The sequence below is a fragment of the Acinetobacter sp. YZS-X1-1 genome, from assembly GCF_000804305.1.
Classification (GTDB): Bacteria; Pseudomonadota; Gammaproteobacteria; order Pseudomonadales; family Moraxellaceae; genus Acinetobacter; species Acinetobacter variabilis.
On sequence record NZ_JWHB01000026.1, the window covers coordinates 1 to 17,507 of the forward strand.

Consider the following 17,507-nt stretch of genomic DNA (forward strand, 5'->3'; position numbering starts at 1 on the left):
TTCGTTCGTTTCCGTCTATCTCGTCGGTATGAGCTCATTATAGGGCAATTTCTTACACAAGCAAGTGCTTTTAACGCACACCAATCATGACTGTTTCATTTTTATGCACCAAATTGGTTCATTTTTCTACTAATTGTTACATAAGTTCATAATATTCCAAATAAAATACTAACAAAACATTTATGTTTTATTTTTCACTTACTTTTTCACGATTGGTGTTTTAATGGTCACACTGTTGATTTTTACAGCTGTTTTCGGAACGTCCTGATGCATACCATAGTTCTGAGTAGGCACTTGAGCGATCTTATCAACTACTTCCATACCTTTAGTAACCCGGCCAAACACTGCATATCCGGCATTTCTTGGTGAACGGTCCAGAAAACTGTTATCTACCAGGTTAATAAAGAACTGCGCTTTAGCCGAATTAGGATCATTAGTACGTGCCATAGCCAAAGTGCCACGTTTGTTTTGCAAACCATTATCTGATTCATTCTTGATTGAAGCTTTATTATTGGCTTTTTCCTGCATGTTGAGATCAAAGCCTCCGCCCTGAATCATGAAGCCTGGAATGACCCGATGGAAGATGGTTCCTGTATAGAAGTTGCTTTTGACATATTCTTCAAAGTTTTTCACCGTAATCGGTGCTTTGTCATTAAAGAGTTCAATTTCGATATTACCGGATGAGGTCTTCATCTCGATCAGGGTATTGGCAGCAAAACTTGGCAAGCTAAATGCGATCAACGCGATAGCAGATAATGATTTTTTTAACATTTTTTAACTCATCTACTGATAAAGAAAGGTTGGGATTCACAACATATTAATCTTTCATGACTAATAATGCAGTGACCTGCCGACTAAAGACAAGAGAATAATAATGAGTCATGCATTACTACAGGAGAAAAGCGTCCATCAATTTCAGCCTTGGCATTTGTAGGGGAAGGGTTTTATTCTGAATTACTGGATTACCCCTCATTTTATTCGTGAATTTCAGAGTTTTCGGATTGCGCCATCTCCACTCGGCCGTGTCGTTCAGGTTCTATTGGTGCGCTATCATCATTCTCCTGTGGGTCCTTATGATGAATTGCTGATTATGGATCATCCTTTAATTAGCAGACGGCGTCTTTCGACTATTCCGAAAATTTATGTCTCTACCCATGAATCTATTGTGCATGGTCAGCACTTGTGGGGCATTCCTAAAGAATATGCAGAGTTTGATTGGCAACAACAAGGACAGGAAACGATTTGTCGCATAACTCATCGTGCAAAGCATGACGCTTAGTCTTAAAAAACCTAAATCTCCTCGTTCTTTCTATTTAAATAGTCATCATCTTCCAAGCTCCATGCTAAAAATCCGGCAAACCTGGAAATCCCAGCATTACCAGTTTAGCCCTCAATTTCGGGGTTATTTATCCAAACTTATTCAGGCAGAGTGGCAAGATACTCAGGATATATTCCCGGATTTTTCTAAAGCTAAATATTTACAAAGCTTTTATGTGCCTAAATTTAATTTAGTCTTTCCAGAAGCCAAGATCCATAAAAAATAAAAAAGGTGTTTCACGTGAAACACCTTAATTACATCTATTTTTGAATCAGATCTTTTTGTCCAAGAATTTACGGAAATTCTTGCTGAGTTCAATGACCTGCTTTTTCGAACGTTTATGAATTGGGGTCAGATTGATAAAACCGTGTGCCTGATCCGTATATTCCTGATAATACACTCGCACCCCATTCTCACGTAACTTCAGAGCATAGATTGAACCTTCATCATGCAGCACATCATGACGGGCGGTAATCACATAGGCAGGTGACAGATTCTTTAGTTCACCATAGGTCGGTGAAATCAGCGGATCATCCAGTTCGACTTGATGTGTTTCAGCATATAGCTTAGTCACCAGATCAATATCCTGAGCTGAAAGTACCAGGCCCTGATTATAGGCATAAAAAGAAGGATGGCGGCTTTTAAAATCGACAGCCGGGTAAAGCAATAACTGTGCGCGAGGTGCATAGATTTTATTGGCACTCCGCTGCGCAACCACTGCCGCCAGATTTCCACCTGCACTATCCCCTGCCACTACAATCTGGTTTTTATAGATTTTCAGCTGCTTGATGTTTTGATGTACCCAAGCCAGAGCATCTTCACAGACCTGTACCATCTGCAAAGGACTGTATTCTGGCGTTAGCGGATAAGCCACGCTGAGCACTTGCACCTTGGCATGCACCGCCAATAAACGGCAGAACTCATCATGTGTATCCAGACCACCCACTATAAATGCACCGCCATGATAGAAAATGACCATCGGCAATTTTTTCTGTGGTGCCGGATGATAATGTCGGGCAAAGATAGTGCCATTTTGCAATGGCAGACGCAGATCCTCGACTGCCTTGACCGGTGTCGGTTTTGCCTGAATAGCTTTCATGCGTTCATCAAACAGTTGACGTGATTGCACCGCATCTTCACTAATAAAACTGTGCTGTCCCTGTTTGATCTGAGTCGCCATCAAGCATTTTATATAAGGATCCAAATCAGGATAGTCATAAGGATAATCCAATGCTTTTACCAGACGTTCTTGTGCAAAGCTCGGCAGGCAATCCAGCAAACGTGCTGCAGTGCCCTGCCCCTTATCCATTACAAATTTTGTGACCGGATTATTCGCACCCATGAGTTTTCATCCTTTTCCCATAATTCTTCATTTTTTCTACATGATTAGGGTTTTAGTGACCATATTCTTATATAAGACTTAATATCAATGTACATAGATCATTTGCCAAATACGCTAACCTGAATTTAATCAGATGTCATTGAGAGTTTAAGTGAGATTTTTACAGCACTTTTGCGACTTTAATGTAGAAGTCTGTATAAAAGGAGATAGCTTATGGCGATAAAAATAATAACGGTATCTTTAGCCACTGCATTTTTAGCCGTAGGCTGTGTGGCTTTTCCTGATGATGGTTATTATGACGGACGTTATGACCGTCACGATCGAGGTTATGATTATCGTTATGATCAAGACCGTCGCTATGACCGGCAACGCTGGGAATACGAACAGCAGCGTAAAAGACTGGAACTGGAACGTCGCAAAAATATTCAGCAGCGTAACTGGGAACAGGAACGTCGCAAAAATATTCAGCAGCGTAACTGGGAACAGGAACGGCGTCGGCAAATAGAACTGGACCGGCGTAAAACTCAACTGGAACGACAACGTCTGGAACAGCAACGCAAAAATCTGAGTAATCAGCGTCAGAAACAGGCGCAGGCCGAACGTAAACGTCGCCAGCAGCTGGAACAACGTAAGAAAGTGGCAGAACAGCAGCGTAAACGGGTTCAGCAAAACCGCTCTAACAATCCACGCTGGAATGATCAGCGACGTAAACAAGAACAGCAGCGACCACATAATCGTCGTGATTAGGCAGAATATTAAATAAAAAGAGAGGCCCTGATTTAAATCAGGGCTTTTTTATGGACTGAGTTTTATAGTTTTGATCTCATTCCAGTCATTTTCTTTTAATAGAAGAAATTTTTTCACTCAGCATAGTCTTGATGAAGATGATCCCATTTTATAAGTCGAAAATCGTAGCAAATTTCAGGCAAAAAAAAGGCTTATCTAGAGAAAAGATAAGCCACGAAAACACATTTCTAAAAAAGAGAAGAAACTACAGCGATAGAATCTGAAATGAATAATATAGCGTTGCTCATTTTTTTTGTAATACTTTATTGCTTAGTTATTAATCGCTTTTATGTCTAAAAAATAATCTGGACAAAAAGAAGCCGGACCATATGTGAGGGATCCGACTGGAAAAACAGTTTAAAAAATAAGGCAACAGCAACCTGGTTCAGCTCTCTCCTCCGAACAAGGTCGCTGTTAATGACGCCATGATGTACCGGTCTTAAAAATATTTAAAACAGATAAAAATTATTATTCCTATCTAAAAATACGATGCTGCTTTTATTAAAGTCATTAAATCCAAATAAATCTTAAAATTAATCTGTATTTGTGCTTGAATTTTTTGCCCCTGCCCCGATTTCTTTAAATAATTAAAAATTTCAATCATGGCAGTTCAGTATTAACGCAGTTAACTCTGACGCCCAAGGACTGTACATGTTTAAGAACCCATTTAAACGGAGTAAATCAATGGCGACTGAGCAAAACGATCAAGCTCAAGAACTTGAGCAAGAGCAAACGGAACAACAAACAGCTCAAGCTGAACCTGAACAAGCTGAAGTTACCGTTGAGTCTTTACAGGAACAAATCGCACAGCTTGAAGGCGATTTAAAACTGGAAAAAGCACGTACTGCAAATGCCGTATATGAGGCACAAAAAAGTGTAGAACGCATTCAGCGCGAATCAGAAAAGCATAAAGATACTGTTTTGGAAAAGTTCTCTAAAGAGCTGTTAGAAACTGTAGATAACCTGGAACGTGCAATTCTCGCTGCAGGTGAAGAACAAGGCCCGTTACGGGAAGGCGTAGAACTAACTTTAAAAGGTTTACTGACAACATTAGAAAAATTTGGTGTGGTCGTAGTTGATACCGAGAATGGTTTTAATGCCGAGTTACATCAGGCAGTTGGTATTGCACCAGATGCCAAAGCCAATGAGATCGGTACAGTCTTGCAAAAAGGCTATGCCCTGAACGGGCGTTTATTACGTCCTGCAATGGTTATGGTTGGCTCTTAAGCTAAATAAATTCGGGAGTTTGTGAAATTTTTTCTAAAAACTTACTTGAAAAAAATTGAGCGGCTCTCATATCGGATAACAAGTGTAAATCACAAAAAAATTTTTGAGGAAACATCAAAATGGCTAAAATCATTGGTATTGACTTAGGTACTACAAACTCATGTGTTGCAGTACTTGAAGGCGACAAAGTTAAAGTTATCGAAAACGCTGAAGGCGCACGTACAACTCCATCTATTATTGCGTACAAAGATGGTGAAATTCTGGTTGGTCAATCAGCTAAACGCCAAGCGGTAACGAACCCTAAAAACACATTATTCGCGATTAAACGTCTGATCGGTCGTCGTTATGAAGACCAGGCAGTACAAAAAGATATCGGTCTAGTGCCATATAAAATCATCAAAGCAGACAATGGCGATGCTTGGGTTGAAGTAAACGATAAGAAACTTGCACCACAACAGATCTCTGCAGAAGTTCTGAAAAAAATGAAGAAAACTGCAGAAGACTATCTGGGTGAAACAGTCACTGAAGCGGTGATTACTGTTCCTGCTTACTTCAACGATGCACAACGTCAAGCAACTAAGGATGCAGGTAAAATTGCAGGCCTAGAAGTTAAACGTATCATCAACGAACCAACTGCTGCGGCGCTTGCGTTCGGTATGGACAAGAAAGAAGGCGACCGTAAAGTTGCAGTTTACGACTTGGGTGGTGGTACATTCGACGTTTCAATCATTGAAATCGCTGACCTTGATGGCGACCAGCAAATCGAAGTGTTATCAACTAACGGTGATACCTTCCTTGGTGGTGAAGACTTCGATAATGCATTGATCGACTACCTGGTTGAAGAGTTCAAGAAAGAACAAAACGTGAACTTGAAAAACGATCCACTTGCGTTACAACGTCTGAAAGAAGCAGCTGAAAAAGCAAAAATCGAGCTTTCTTCTTCTAACGCAACTGAAATCAACCTTCCATACATCACTGCAGATGCGACTGGCCCTAAACACTTAGTGATTAACGTGACTCGTGCAAAACTTGAAGGTTTAGTTGCAGATCTTGTAGCTCGTACCATCGAGCCTTGTAAGATTGCGCTGAAAGATGCAGGTCTTTCAACTTCTGACATCTCTGACGTAATTTTGGTAGGTGGTCAATCTCGTATGCCACTTGTACAACAAAAAGTACAAGAATTCTTCGGTCGCGAGCCACGTAAAGACGTGAACCCGGACGAAGCAGTCGCAATGGGTGCTGCGATCCAAGGTGCGGTATTGTCTGGTGATAAAACTGACGTACTTCTTCTTGACGTAACTCCACTAACTCTTGGTATTGAAACCATGGGTGGCGTGTTGACTCCAATCATTGAGAAAAACACGACGATTCCTGCGAAGAAATCTCAGGTGTTCTCAACTGCTGCGGACAACCAGCCTGCTGTAGACATTTCAGTTTACCAAGGTGAACGTAAAATGGCTCAACAAAACAAATTGTTGGGTAACTTCCAGTTAGGCGACATCCCACCTGCTCCACGTGGTGTGCCACAAATTGAAGTATCGTTCGACATCAACGCGGATGGTATCTTGAAAGTATCTGCGAAAGATAAGAGCACTGGTAAAGAGCAATCTATCCAGATCAAAGCAAACTCAGGTTTGTCTGATGCTGAAATCGAAGCAATGATCAAAGATGCTGAAGCAAATGCTGAAGAAGACCGTAAGTTCGAAGAGCTTGCAAAAGCACGTAACGAAGCGGATGCACTAGTTTCTTCTGCTCAAAAAGCAGTAAAAGATCTTGGCGAACAAGTGACTGCTGACGAAAAAACTGCAATCGAAACTGCGGTTTCTGAGTTAGAAGCGTCTACGAAAGAAAATGATGTCGAAGCAATCAAAGCAAAAACTGAAGCATTGCAAAACATTATTATGCCGATCACCCAACGTGCTTATGAAGCAGCTCAAGGCCAAGGCGGTGCACAAGGTTTCGATCCTAATGCATTCCAAGGCGGCGAAGGCCAAGCTCAAAAAGCAGATGACGGCGTAGTTGATGCTGAATTCACTGAAGTAAAAGATGACAAAAAATAATTTGTCACTTTGAGAAAAAGACCGCATTTTATGCGGTCTTTTTTTTGCTCAATGCATAGGCAATAGAATGTTTTTTAATTAAACTATAATGAAATAAATAACTTAAAAATAAAAACGTATGCAGAATTTTATTAAGCTTTTTCTTCTGGCTTCCGGGCTTGCGATCATGCTGCTCTACCCGATGGGCAATCTGCTTCTGATCTTACCGCCGAATGTGGTACTCGCGCCTTTTAATTACCTGCAAACTTTCGGAATTGAAGCTTCTTTTTCCTTGGGTTTCCTGATTGCTATCATTGTATTACTGATCCTGGCTGTACCTCAGCGTTACCCTTCCGGAAAAGGTTTTATCATTCTGGGTATTGGATTGCTGAGCTATATTATTTTCCAGATCTTTAAATCTGAAATCACGCTGTATGCCTTTAATCACCAAACCAGACATTCCTATAACCTGAAATATTTAATTGAATTTATGATCTTCTTATTGAATGGCATAGGCCTTGGTTTTATTTATCATTCCAATATGCCAAGACAGATTGAACAGTGGAAAGGTAAAAAATCATAATCTGACCTGAGTAGAACCGTGCATAGGCACGGTTTTTTATTGCCACTTTTTATCGCTCTGACGCTAGGATTTTGCTGGTTTTTTAGCTACATTGAGCCAAACAATATTTAAAAAAACACTATGCGTCTTTTAAGCTTTCTGGGGATTGTCGTTTTCATTGTGTCACTGTTTTTGTATCTACAAACCAAGACCCATCCACAATTAAAATTTAATTCCCTGGCTGACCGTTTGACCCATCCTTTTGATACGCGCCTACGTTTCCGGATTGACCAAGTCGATCCCGGTTTTGGCTTGACCCGTGATGAGGTCATTCAATTAAGTCAGGAAGCGATTCAGATCTGGCATGAAGGAACCAATCGCGATGATCTGATGGTCTATGATGAGAATGCTCAGCTGGCCATTCAACTGATTTATGATCAACGCCAACAGGACTATGAAGCCTTTAAAAAGGTTGAAAAAAAGTTACTTGCCGATGAAGCCAGATATCAGCGTGAAGTCAGCAATCTGCAAGTTTCACAGAAAAATCTGGAAGATCAGCAGCAACGACTGATCCAGCAAAAAAGTCAGCTGGAATTTGAATTTCAAACTTTATTGCAACGCCGTCAACAAGCCAGCTCATCTGCCGAGCGTGAACAGCTTCAGTATGAGATGGAAATGCTCAAGCCTAAATTGGAAAGTTTTAAGCGCGAATATGCCTATCTTCAGGAACAGCTATCTTCATTTAATCAGCAAGTTTCTGTTCATCAAAACAGTGTGCAAAGCCATCAGCGAAATATCCAGCAGGCCCAGCAGCGTTTTCCCCCACGCCAGTTTCATAAGGGTATTTTTATGGGAGATAAGATCCAGATTTACCAGTTTGATGCCAAAGATGATTTACGTTTAACTTTGGCACATGAGCTGGGCCATGCCTTGGGTCTCTATCATCATAATGATCCGGAAGCCTTAATGTATCCTGTATTGGGTGAACAGAATCTGCAAGATTTCAAACTACGCCCGGCAGACAAGACCCTATTGTATACCCGATAACATTCAGGTTTTAATTCCCTATATTATTTATGTGTTTAGGCTAGTAAAAATACAACTTGGTTTCATTTCATGTTATTGTGAAGAACAGTAGGACGTCTTAGGCCAACTTTCTTGGAGATTCATGTGAGTTACTACCATATTTTAATTGAAGTAAATGACCACATTAGTACGATTGATGAAACCCGTGATATCGAGATCTTTGATATCGAGGATATTCAACCTTATCTTCATTCAATTTTGCTGCCTTATTTCAATGAACAGCTGATCGAGCTGGATGATGAAAATCTTGAATTTAAGGATATTTTGCATCTGCAAGTGAAACAGACTTTGTTACCGATCAATGACTTGATTGAGGAAGAACAGCGTCTGTTGCCGAGTGATACGGACATTACCATTACAGCCTACGAGATATTTAATAACCGCGAACTGAGTCAGGATGTCACTACAGTGATTTTTGACCTGCTTGAAGCGGTCAAACTGGAAAGCTAAGCTTTCTTCAGACATAAAAAAAGTCCTCATATGAGGACTTTTTTATTCAACTTGATAGGTATTAGATCGAGAATGAAGATCCACAACCACAGGTCGTGGTCGCATTCGGGTTTTGTACCACAAAACGTGAACCTTCCAAACCTTCAACATAGTCAACCACTGAACCGACCAGATATTGATAGCTCAGAGAATCGACCAGCATTTTGACATCGCCATTGACGAATTCTGCATCATCTTCATTTTGGCTTTCCGCAAAGTTAAAGCCATAAGAGAAACCTGAACAACCGCCACCGGTGACATACACACGGAGCATTAAGTCTTGGTTACCTTCACTGTCACGCAACTGGCGTACTTTATTTGCGGCATTGTCGGTGAGCACAAGCGCTTGAGCATTCATGGCGGATTCCTCTGTTGAATGGAATGTCTTTAAAAAGAAAAGACCATATTTCAAGTATAACACACTCAATATATGGTCAGTCTGTACAGATTAAAAGTCAAATCAGAGTAATTTTATCAGGATTGTTTATAGTTCTCATCCTGTAATGCACATTCGAAGTTTTTCGGATTTTGCTTGCAGCGGAATTGCCAGAGTAACTTCATCATGCGTTTATCATAAATACCCCGTTTGGTCAGATCAATCCGCGAATCACGCATCAGCTTTTGGTAACCTAGCTTATCTGCTTCAGGAATATCCATCCAGTATTTAGAGGGAATATCTGCCTTCATTTTACCCAAAATTCCAAAAGCACGTGGTAACTGGCTTTTCACCCATTCACGTGATTTTTGTCCATATCCTGCCGGGAATTTATCTGGACGAATAATAATATTACCGGTGACCTGCAATACCGGATAATTCACAATAGCACCCTTGCTACCCAAACCTTTATGCAGTTCTAGCGGTTTAAATACAGCAGCCGGCGCGCCAATAATATCGACCTGACCATTGTTAAATTTAGAGCCAAAGTTGGTCACATCGGCGCTGACTGCCTGTGCACCCACTTGTTGAACCATGATTTTTTGTGCTTCGTCATAGTCAAGTACAGCAATTTTTTTACCTGCTGCTTTTGCAACAGTATTAATACTCCGGTCATTGACCATCAGGAAGGCATCGCCTACCGGAATTACCCCTGCGACTTCATACTTGCCTTGAACCATGAGCTTGGCAAAGGTCGGACTCGCCAAGCCTTGCATAACTTTTACCGCCAGGTTCAGATCAGGAATTGCACCAATCGCATCGAGTGAACCAGTAAAACGGTTGAACTGACGGCCACGCATACCAGTGACACTGATCCCGTCACATTTACCAGCTTTAAAATCTTCTGCGACGACGGCTTCATTGGTATTTACCCTGAGCTCGATATCAGCACCCCAGTTTTTTGCAGCCAACTGATAGTCTTTCATTACGGCATAGACGTCACCATTTTTGCCGACCAGATCGAATACACATACTACCTGTTTAGCCTGCGTCAGACCTGAAACTGCCGTGAGTGCTGCACCTACAGCCAGGGCTTTCCATCCTCTCTGCATCATTTTGCTTTCCTTGATTGCCTTGTTTTTGTTATCTGCTTTAAGTGCTACATGTTATTGTTTTTTATACTAAACATGAAAGCATTATTTTTAATCAGCTTAACTGCTTTACCGTGATCTGCAATGGCAGATCTGACTTTGTTTAATATAAAAAAAGCTTAGATAAATCTAAGCTTTTTTCCTTAAAAATCAAATTATTCGCCAGAAAGTGAACATTCAAAGTTGGCCTTATCGACAGAGCAACGTGCACGTTTCAATACCGACATCATGCTGGCCTCATAGATTCCACGCTTGGTCATATCCATACGCCCTTCACGTAATAACTTCTGGTACTTGGTTTTGTCTTCCGCGCTCAGATTCAGCTTATATTTCGCTGGAATACCGGCTTCCAGACGATTAATCATCGCCATGCTCTTAGGCAGGTTTTTAATGAACCAGTCACGAGACTTCTGGCCAAAACCGGCTGGGAATTTCTCCGGACGGATCACAAAGTCAGAGGTGACATGCAGTACCGGGAAGTTAAACATCGCACCGCTATTGCCCAGACCTTTATAGATTTCGAGTGGCTTGTACGCATACGCCGGTGCGCCCACCATATCGACCTGGCCATTATTAAACTTGGCCACGAAGTTGGATACATCAGACACTACGGCCTGAGCACCTACACGTTGAACCATGATTTTTTGCGCATCATCATAGCCAAGAACAGCGAACTTCTTCCCTGCGGCTTTTTCAATAGAGTTGATGTTTTTGTCACGCACAAAGATAAAAGCTGAACCCAGTGGCGCAATCCCGGCCACCTCATACTTTTTACCGCCCATGGTCGTAACCATTTTAGCCGCATTACGCTTATCTAAAGCGAAGCTAATCGCACGCTGTGCAATGGCATTACTTGGAGCACCACCTAAGGCATCGATTGAACCGGCAAACTTGTTATATTGACGGGCACGCATGGCGGTCATGAATACGCCATCACATTTGCCAGCCTTAAAGTCATTGTCAGCGACGGCTTCATCCTGACGAGCGATCAGATTAATATCTGCGCCCCAGCCTTTTGCTGCCAGTGCCCATTCCTGAGCCATCTGGAAAGACTCGCCAGATTTACCAAGTAGGTCAAACACACAGATATCGACCTTTTCTGCATGTGCCACACCTGCAAAACCAAATGCAGAAAATGCAGCCAATGATAAGAGTGTTTTTTTCATTTTAGTTATCCTTTGAAATCTTGTTGTTAGCTGAGTGTCCGTACACGCGTCAAATATTAAGCAAATTTATTTCAAAAAAATAGAGCATTTACTCCAGATAAAAGCGGCTTTTTGGCCTATAAAGATAAATCAGTTTTTCTTGATTTCTTTTATCTTATTTTTTTATAAATATATCAGCATCTTAATATTTTAGCTTAGCTACTTTGAATTACATTTCCTTCGATGTAGTTACAAAGATATACATGATTTTAAAACTATTCACCACTAATTGAACACTCAAAATTGGTTCTTTCTATAGTACAGCGTGCCCGTTTTAATACTGTCATCATGCCAGCGTCATAGATGCCCTGTTTGGTTAAATCCATGCGTCCTTCACGCAGAATTTTCTGATAACTGACCTGTTCCTCACGACTCAGGTTCAGAATATATTTACGCGGGATTTCTGCTTCCATACGTTTTACCATCGCGAAGCTGCGTGGTAACTGCTTAACAAACCATTGTCGGGAATTGGCTGCAAACTGTTCCGGAAATTTATCCGGTCGAATAATCAGATCTGCCGTGACATTGACCACCGGAAAGTTAATCATGGCTCCTTTTTGGCCCAGTCCTTTAGTCACTTCGAGAGGTTTAAAGGCATAAGCGGGCGCTGCCACAATATCCACTTCACGCTGATTAAATTTACGGATGAAATTGGAAATTTCCGAATTTACCGGTACAGCTTCTACCCGGTTCACCATAATGGTTTGGGCATAGTCATAATGCAGCACAGCAAACTTCTTGCCCTTAATATGTTCTAGCTTGTTCATATTACGATCACGGACAAAGATATAAGCAGGACCAATCTGGCCAATACCGGCTACTTCAAATTTTTCCTTGCCAATCTGAGTGGTCATGCGCTTGGTATTACGCTTATCCAGCACATAACTCACCGCTTTCATGGCAATGTCATTATTAGGAACGCCGCCAATGGCATCAATGGAGCCTGCAAATTTGTTATAAGCTCGCGCGCGCATGGATGTCATATAGAAGCCATCGCATTTTCCGGCTTTGGCATCCTGATCGACTTTGGCTTCATCCTGATAAGCAATCAATTGAACCGTAGCCCCCCACTGCTTGCTGGCTAATGCCCATTCTTCCAGCAGTTTGAAGGATTCACCCGATTTTCCCAGTAAATCAAATACACAGACATTGACTGGGGCAGCATGTGCACTCGAAGCCCATAGGCCCAGTGCAGATAAAATTAAAAATCCTTTTTTCATTTTTATTCTACTCAATATTATTATGAACCTTGATGGCTCTATCTTTCGGTTTTTAAACAAAATAGAGTATTTACTCAAAACATAGTTCATCATATATGAATCTATAAATTTTTAAAGCCTGAACAGGATAAACTACAACGAGGATTTTTTGTTTTCTCCCGGCTTTCCATTAGAATAGCGGCATTCTCTTTTGCCCTTGTTAGTAAGTTCAATGATTCAGTTAGACCAAGTTTCGTTACGCCGTGGTGGGCGAGTGTTATTTCAAAAAGCCTCCATGCAGCTTCATCCCGGCTGGAAAATTGGTTTAACCGGCGTGAATGGCGCAGGAAAATCTACCCTGTTTGCGGCTCTTTTAGGTGAGCTCAGTGCAGATGAGGGTTCGCTAACCCGTCCATCCGTTTGGACCGTAGCGCATATGGCTCAGGAAATTAAAGCCCTAGATATGCCAGCCATTGATTTTGTTCTGTCAGGCGATGAAGAGTATTGGGATATACAGGCTAAACTAGCGCATACGGAACAGCTTTCTGATGCAGAACTGGCACAGCTACATGGCCGTTTTGACGAGATTCATGGCTATTCCGCTCCCTCTAAAGCAGCACAGTTAATGGCCGGTCTGGGCTTTATGGATCATCAGATCCGTCTGGATGTTTCCAGTTTTTCAGGCGGTTGGCGGATGCGACTGAATTTGGCCCGTACCCTGATGAGCCGTTCCGACCTGCTATTACTCGATGAGCCAACCAACCACTTGGATCTGGATGCGATCTTGTGGCTCGAAGATTGGTTAAAGGCGTATGAAGGCACTTTAGTGCTAATTTCGCATGACCGTGATTTTCTGGATGCCGTGACGGATCATATTCTGCATATCGAAAATCAGGAACTCACCCTCTATACCGGCAATTATTCAACTTTTGAAGTGACCCGTAGTGAACGTCTGGCGCAACAGCAACAAGCCTTTGAGAAACAGCAAGAAGCCCGGGCACATTTACAAAAATTTATTGACCGTTTTAAAGCCAAAGCGACCAAAGCACGTCAGGCCCAAAGTCGGATCAAAATGCTGGAGCGCATGCAGGATCTCGCCCCTGCTCATGTGGATACACCTTTTACCTTCAGTTTCCGTGAACCGACCAAAATGAGTTCACCACTTCTGGCCTTGGAACAGGCGGAAATTGGTTATGGCGATAAATCGATTGCCAGCAAAATTAATCTGCAAATCACTCCAAATTCACGTATCGGTTTATTGGGGATGAATGGTGCGGGTAAATCAACCCTGATCAAAACCTTAGTCGGAGATTTGCCGTTATTAAATGGTCAACGCAAGGCCTCAGAATTACTCAATATTGGTTATTTTGCCCAGCACCAGATGGATGCTTTGGACGCTAATGCCAGCCCAATGCTGCAACTGGCGCGCATCGCCGATCCAAAAATCAGTGAAGCTTCTTTACGTTCTTTCCTCGGCAGTTTCGGTTTTAGCGGTGAGCGCATGGATACCCCATGTGAGAGTTTCTCTGGGGGGGAACGTGCACGTTTGGCTTTGGCTTTAATTGTTTGGCAGCGTCCAAATGTACTGATTCTCGATGAACCGACTAACCATCTGGACCTGGATATGCGCCATGCCCTGACTATGGCTTTGCAGGATTTTGAAGGTGCGGTGGTACTGGTTTCGCATGAACGTCAATTGATTGCGACAGTATGTGATGAATTGCTGTTAGTGCATGCCGGACGTTGTACCGAATTTGAAGGAGATCTACAGGACTATGCCAAATGGTTACGTGAAGCACGTCAACAGCAGATTAATGCGCAGAATGCCTTGGCCAAAGGACAGGTAGTAGAAACAGAAACTAAACCTGTAGTTGTAGCCAAAGTAGATAAGGAAGCACAGCGTAAACTGGCCGCCCAGCGTCGTGAGCAGACTCGTCCGATTCGCAAGAATATTGAAAAATGTGAAGCTCAAATCGACAAACTACAGCCGCGTCTGGCAGCAATTGAAGAATTACTGGCAGATAGCGCTTTATATGAAGCTGCACGTAAAGATGACTTGCTGAAACTCATGAATGAGCAGACAGAACTGAAACAGAAACTGGAAACTGCCGAAGAGCAAATGCTAGAACTGATGATGGAGCTGGAAAGTTTGGAGCAATCTTTTCAGGAAGGTTAAGTTTTAAACCTTGATTCAAATCTTGGAGATTAGCTACAACTGGAGCTAATCTCTTTTTTTTATACTTTTTATATATTGCTCTCTCCATCTTTTCCCTGATTTCTTCATCGAAACCATTTTTGACATATTTTGTAGTGAATTACGCAAATCCTATATAAGTTTATTTTTTAAACACTCGGATGTCTTATTTCATACATTAATTTACAGCGATTTCTTAGTGCATAAGGCTCTAATAAAAGTGTTTTTATTTTTGGCAGCCTTGATACGAGTCTGTTTAATGTTGAACTAGAGAGAGGAAATCCGTATGCGTGCTCTTACCTATCATGGTGCTCGGGATGTACGAGTTGAATCCGTTCCAGATCCAGTGATTCAGGAACCAGATGACGTCATTTTAAGGGTGACAGCGACTGCCATCTGTGGCTCAGATCTGCACCTATACCGGGGTAAAATTCCGGCCACTGAAGATGGCGATATTTTTGGCCATGAATTTATGGGAATTGTAGAAGAAGTTGGTCCTGAAGTCACAGAAGTGAAAAAAGGTGACCGGGTAATTATTCCTTTCGTGATTGCATGTGGTCACTGCTTTTTCTGTGAACATGAACTGATGGCTGCCTGTGAAAATACCAATACCGGCCGTGGTGCAATTATCAATAAAAAACAGATTCCACCAGGTGCAGCTCTGTTTGGTTATAGCCATTTATATGGCGGTGTACCAGGTGGACAGGCGGAATATGTCCGTGTACCTAAAGGTAATGTAGGCCCATTTAAAGTACCGGGGTCATTACCGGATGAAAAAGTCTTGTTCCTGACCGATATCTTGCCTACTGCATGGCAGGCTGTAACCAATGCCCAGGTCACTCGCGGTTCCAGTGTTGCGATATATGGTGCTGGCCCGGTTGGTTTACTGTCGGCTGCCTGCGCACGTATGCTGGGCGCAGAGCAAATCTTTATAGTCGATCACCACTCTTACCGCCTGCGTTTCGCCCATCAGACTTATGGTGCAATTCCAGTGAATTTTGATGAAGTCGATGCAGCTGAATATATTATTCAGAATACTGCCGGTCATCGTGGTGTTGATGCCGTCATTGATGCGATTGGTTTCGAGGCCAAAGGCAGTTTACTTGAAACGGTGATGACGAATCTAAAAATTGAAGGTTCGAGTGGCTCTGCCCTACGTCAATGTATTGCGGCAGTACGCCGTGGTGGCGTGGTAAGTGTGCCAGGCGTATATGCTGGCCCAATTCATGGCTTCCTGTTTGGTGATGCCTTCGATAAAGGACTAACCTTTAAAATGGGTCAGACCCATGTGCATAAATTCCTGCCACAATTACTTGAATATGTAGAAAATGGCCAGCTGTCTCCAGAAGTGATTATCACCCATCGCATGAAACTGGAAGAAGCTGCTGAAGGCTACCGTATTTTTGATAAACGTGAAGAAGACTGCCGCAAGATTATTCTGACCCCATAAATACAATGGTTATAAAAATAGAAAGCGCCGTTAGGCGCTTTTTTTATTTTTGATCACCATTTTATAAACCGTATTTTTCTATTTTTAGTTTTAAAAGTTCAGATCTATTGCTTGGTTATTAAATTAACTGGCTCTAGGTCAGGTGATGACCCAGCTTAAAAGACTAAGCTATAGAAGTAAAAGTTAGAAAAATCTATAACCCTATGATTCATTGAAAAAAATGAAATTTCACTTGATTATTAAATTAATTATGTAGTTTAACTACAGTGAAGATTTTTATAATTAAAATATGTTCCACGCTGATTGTTAATTAAACCTACAATATTAACATAAGCTATTAATTTTTAAATTATTTATATAATTTCTCCATTAAAAACAGATAAAAAATCACCTGAACTGGTCAATTTCAAAAACAGAGAAGATATGGCTCCAGCTAGTCTTTTAAATTCAAAACCATATTTTAAATTTAAAACTACTTATCCACAAGATGTAGAAAGTAAATTTGAATTTAAAAAATGAAAGACAAGAAACACAATATGACTTGTGGATAAATACTATCTTATTCACATAAAAAATATGGATAACTTTGTAGTTATCCACAAAATTGATCAGGGTTTAAGCAAGATTTAAAATAACACTATTCAAGTATTTTTAGAAAATTTCGAAGTAACTTAATAAATCATTGAAAGTTTAGGATTTCAAAAATCTAAGTTCTGTAATTTTCCATTCATCCTCTAGCTTCCAGATCTCCTGAAGAGGCTGTTTATTATTTTCCAGTCCAATCAAGATCCGGCATTCGGTCTGGTCTTCATTGTACTCGTATTCTTCATATTCTATTTCTGGCTTCAGCGGTTTCCATACGCCGTTTTGTACCGCATGAGCAATCCGGTCATAACGCAGATAACTTCCTTCTACACGGCCTTCCTGTTCAAAAATCACCTGAAAGTCCTGATGTTCATAGTGGCGCAGCAGATCATAGTCGCCACTGTAGAATGCATTTGCCCAGATCTCACGTATTTCTTCAAGCTGGCTATCCATGGATAAACCTCTTTATAAATAAGACTTGATTCTCCTGAACCAGGC

Annotated in this window: 15 protein-coding genes and 1 pseudogene; 9 read left to right on the top strand and 7 right to left on the bottom strand. The window is 41.5% G+C overall.

The window, feature by feature from the left end:
• Nucleotides 1-198: 198 nt before the first annotated feature.
• Nucleotides 199-771, bottom strand: coding sequence for a peptidylprolyl isomerase (locus RJ01_RS12470; RefSeq protein WP_034171325.1), 573 nt, complete (start codon nucleotides 769-771; stop codon nucleotides 199-201).
• Between the two features lie 103 nt (nucleotides 772-874).
• Between RJ01_RS12470 and RJ01_RS15920 the strand changes: the two are divergent.
• Nucleotides 875-1,544, top strand: a pseudogene (locus tag RJ01_RS15920) (acetoacetate decarboxylase family protein).
• A gap of 45 nt (nucleotides 1,545-1,589) precedes the next feature.
• Here RJ01_RS15920 and RJ01_RS12485 read toward each other — a convergent pair.
• A complete protein-coding gene (locus RJ01_RS12485; protein ID WP_004780375.1) occupies nucleotides 1,590-2,660 on the bottom strand; it encodes an alpha/beta hydrolase in 1,071 nt (356 codons plus the stop codon).
• Nucleotides 2,661-2,873: 213 nt separating this feature from the next.
• Here RJ01_RS12485 and RJ01_RS12490 point away from each other — a divergent pair, with 213 nt between their 5' ends.
• The 6 genes from RJ01_RS12490 to RJ01_RS12515 all read left to right on the top strand — a co-directional run bounded on the left by RJ01_RS12490 (nucleotide 2,874) and on the right by RJ01_RS12515 (nucleotide 8,810).
• Nucleotides 2,874-3,407, top strand: a complete 534-nt coding sequence (locus RJ01_RS12490) for a hypothetical protein (protein ID WP_034171327.1) — start codon at nucleotides 2,874-2,876, stop codon at nucleotides 3,405-3,407.
• Between the two features lie 723 nt (nucleotides 3,408-4,130).
• Nucleotides 4,131-4,673 carry a nucleotide exchange factor GrpE gene (grpE, locus tag RJ01_RS12495; RefSeq protein ID WP_034171328.1) on the top strand — a complete coding sequence of 181 codons (543 nt, stop codon included), beginning with the start codon at nucleotides 4,131-4,133 and terminating at the stop codon, nucleotides 4,671-4,673.
• A 119-nt stretch (nucleotides 4,674-4,792) separates the two neighbouring features.
• Nucleotides 4,793-6,733 carry a molecular chaperone DnaK gene (gene dnaK, locus RJ01_RS12500; RefSeq protein ID WP_034171329.1) on the top strand — a complete coding sequence of 647 codons (1,941 nt, stop codon included), beginning with the start codon at nucleotides 4,793-4,795 and terminating at the stop codon, nucleotides 6,731-6,733.
• A 166-nt stretch (nucleotides 6,734-6,899) separates the two neighbouring features.
• A complete protein-coding gene (locus tag RJ01_RS12505) occupies nucleotides 6,900-7,295 on the top strand; it encodes a hypothetical protein (RefSeq protein ID WP_227504433.1) in 396 nt (131 codons plus the stop codon).
• A gap of 120 nt (nucleotides 7,296-7,415) precedes the next feature.
• On the top strand, nucleotides 7,416-8,321 hold the full coding sequence (locus RJ01_RS12510; protein WP_034171331.1) for a matrixin family metalloprotease: 906 nt from the start codon (nucleotides 7,416-7,418) through the stop codon (nucleotides 8,319-8,321).
• A gap of 111 nt (nucleotides 8,322-8,432) precedes the next feature.
• Nucleotides 8,433-8,810 (top strand): hypothetical protein, encoded by a 378-nt coding sequence (locus tag RJ01_RS12515; protein WP_162835342.1) that lies wholly within the window; start codon nucleotides 8,433-8,435, stop codon nucleotides 8,808-8,810.
• Nucleotides 8,811-8,871: 61 nt separating this feature from the next.
• Here RJ01_RS12515 and erpA read toward each other — a convergent pair whose 3' ends face one another.
• From erpA to RJ01_RS12535, 4 genes are all read right to left on the bottom strand, one after another.
• Nucleotides 8,872-9,207 (bottom strand): iron-sulfur cluster insertion protein ErpA, encoded by a 336-nt coding sequence (erpA, locus tag RJ01_RS12520; protein WP_004780362.1) that lies wholly within the window; start codon nucleotides 9,205-9,207, stop codon nucleotides 8,872-8,874.
• A gap of 116 nt (nucleotides 9,208-9,323) precedes the next feature.
• Nucleotides 9,324-10,337, bottom strand: coding sequence for a putative solute-binding protein (locus RJ01_RS12525; RefSeq protein ID WP_034171357.1), 1,014 nt, complete (start codon nucleotides 10,335-10,337; stop codon nucleotides 9,324-9,326).
• A 194-nt stretch (nucleotides 10,338-10,531) separates the two neighbouring features.
• Nucleotides 10,532-11,542, bottom strand: a complete 1,011-nt coding sequence (locus RJ01_RS12530) for a putative solute-binding protein (protein WP_034171332.1) — start codon at nucleotides 11,540-11,542, stop codon at nucleotides 10,532-10,534.
• Between the two features lie 254 nt (nucleotides 11,543-11,796).
• A complete protein-coding gene (locus tag RJ01_RS12535) occupies nucleotides 11,797-12,801 on the bottom strand; it encodes a putative solute-binding protein (RefSeq protein WP_034171333.1) in 1,005 nt (334 codons plus the stop codon).
• 211 nt (nucleotides 12,802-13,012) lie between these two features.
• Here RJ01_RS12535 and RJ01_RS12540 point away from each other — a divergent pair, with 211 nt between their 5' ends.
• Both RJ01_RS12540 and RJ01_RS12545 read left to right on the top strand, forming a co-directional pair.
• Nucleotides 13,013-14,956 (top strand): ATP-binding cassette domain-containing protein, encoded by a 1,944-nt coding sequence (locus tag RJ01_RS12540; protein WP_034171334.1) that lies wholly within the window; start codon nucleotides 13,013-13,015, stop codon nucleotides 14,954-14,956.
• A 304-nt stretch (nucleotides 14,957-15,260) separates the two neighbouring features.
• On the top strand, nucleotides 15,261-16,424 hold the full coding sequence (locus RJ01_RS12545) for a zinc-dependent alcohol dehydrogenase (RefSeq protein ID WP_034171335.1): 1,164 nt from the start codon (nucleotides 15,261-15,263) through the stop codon (nucleotides 16,422-16,424).
• A gap of 690 nt (nucleotides 16,425-17,114) precedes the next feature.
• On the opposite strand, the gene RJ01_RS12550 is transcribed toward RJ01_RS12545, so the two are convergent.
• On the bottom strand, nucleotides 17,115-17,462 hold the full coding sequence (locus RJ01_RS12550; RefSeq protein WP_034171336.1) for a hypothetical protein: 348 nt from the start codon (nucleotides 17,460-17,462) through the stop codon (nucleotides 17,115-17,117).
• Nucleotides 17,463-17,507: the final 45 nt, after the last annotated feature.

What these genes read in the sequence shown, in the direction of transcription:
- RJ01_RS12540 (WP_034171334.1), top strand. Translation starts at nt 13,013, where the DNA reads ATGATTCAGTTAGACCAAGTTTCGTTACGCCGTGGTGGGCGAGTGTTA.
- RJ01_RS12550 (WP_034171336.1), bottom strand. Translation starts at nt 17,462, where the DNA reads ATGGATAGCCAGCTTGAAGAAATACGTGAGATCTGGGCAAATGCATTC.
- RJ01_RS12530 (WP_034171332.1), bottom strand. Translation starts at nt 11,542, where the DNA reads ATGAAAAAAACACTCTTATCATTGGCTGCATTTTCTGCATTTGGTTTT.
- RJ01_RS12470 (WP_034171325.1), bottom strand. Translation starts at nt 771, where the DNA reads ATGTTAAAAAAATCATTATCTGCTATCGCGTTGATCGCATTTAGCTTG.
- grpE (WP_034171328.1), top strand. Translation starts at nt 4,131, where the DNA reads ATGGCGACTGAGCAAAACGATCAAGCTCAAGAACTTGAGCAAGAGCAA.
- RJ01_RS12535 (WP_034171333.1), bottom strand. Translation starts at nt 12,801, where the DNA reads ATGAAAAAAGGATTTTTAATTTTATCTGCACTGGGCCTATGGGCTTCG.
- RJ01_RS12545 (WP_034171335.1), top strand. Translation starts at nt 15,261, where the DNA reads ATGCGTGCTCTTACCTATCATGGTGCTCGGGATGTACGAGTTGAATCC.
- RJ01_RS12510 (WP_034171331.1), top strand. Translation starts at nt 7,416, where the DNA reads ATGCGTCTTTTAAGCTTTCTGGGGATTGTCGTTTTCATTGTGTCACTG.
- RJ01_RS12525 (WP_034171357.1), bottom strand. Translation starts at nt 10,337, where the DNA reads ATGCAGAGAGGATGGAAAGCCCTGGCTGTAGGTGCAGCACTCACGGCA.
- RJ01_RS12485 (WP_004780375.1), bottom strand. Translation starts at nt 2,660, where the DNA reads ATGGGTGCGAATAATCCGGTCACAAAATTTGTAATGGATAAGGGGCAG.
- dnaK (WP_034171329.1), top strand. Translation starts at nt 4,793, where the DNA reads ATGGCTAAAATCATTGGTATTGACTTAGGTACTACAAACTCATGTGTT.
- RJ01_RS12490 (WP_034171327.1), top strand. Translation starts at nt 2,874, where the DNA reads ATGGCGATAAAAATAATAACGGTATCTTTAGCCACTGCATTTTTAGCC.
- RJ01_RS12505 (WP_227504433.1), top strand. Translation starts at nt 6,900, where the DNA reads ATGCTGCTCTACCCGATGGGCAATCTGCTTCTGATCTTACCGCCGAAT.
- erpA (WP_004780362.1), bottom strand. Translation starts at nt 9,207, where the DNA reads ATGAATGCTCAAGCGCTTGTGCTCACCGACAATGCCGCAAATAAAGTA.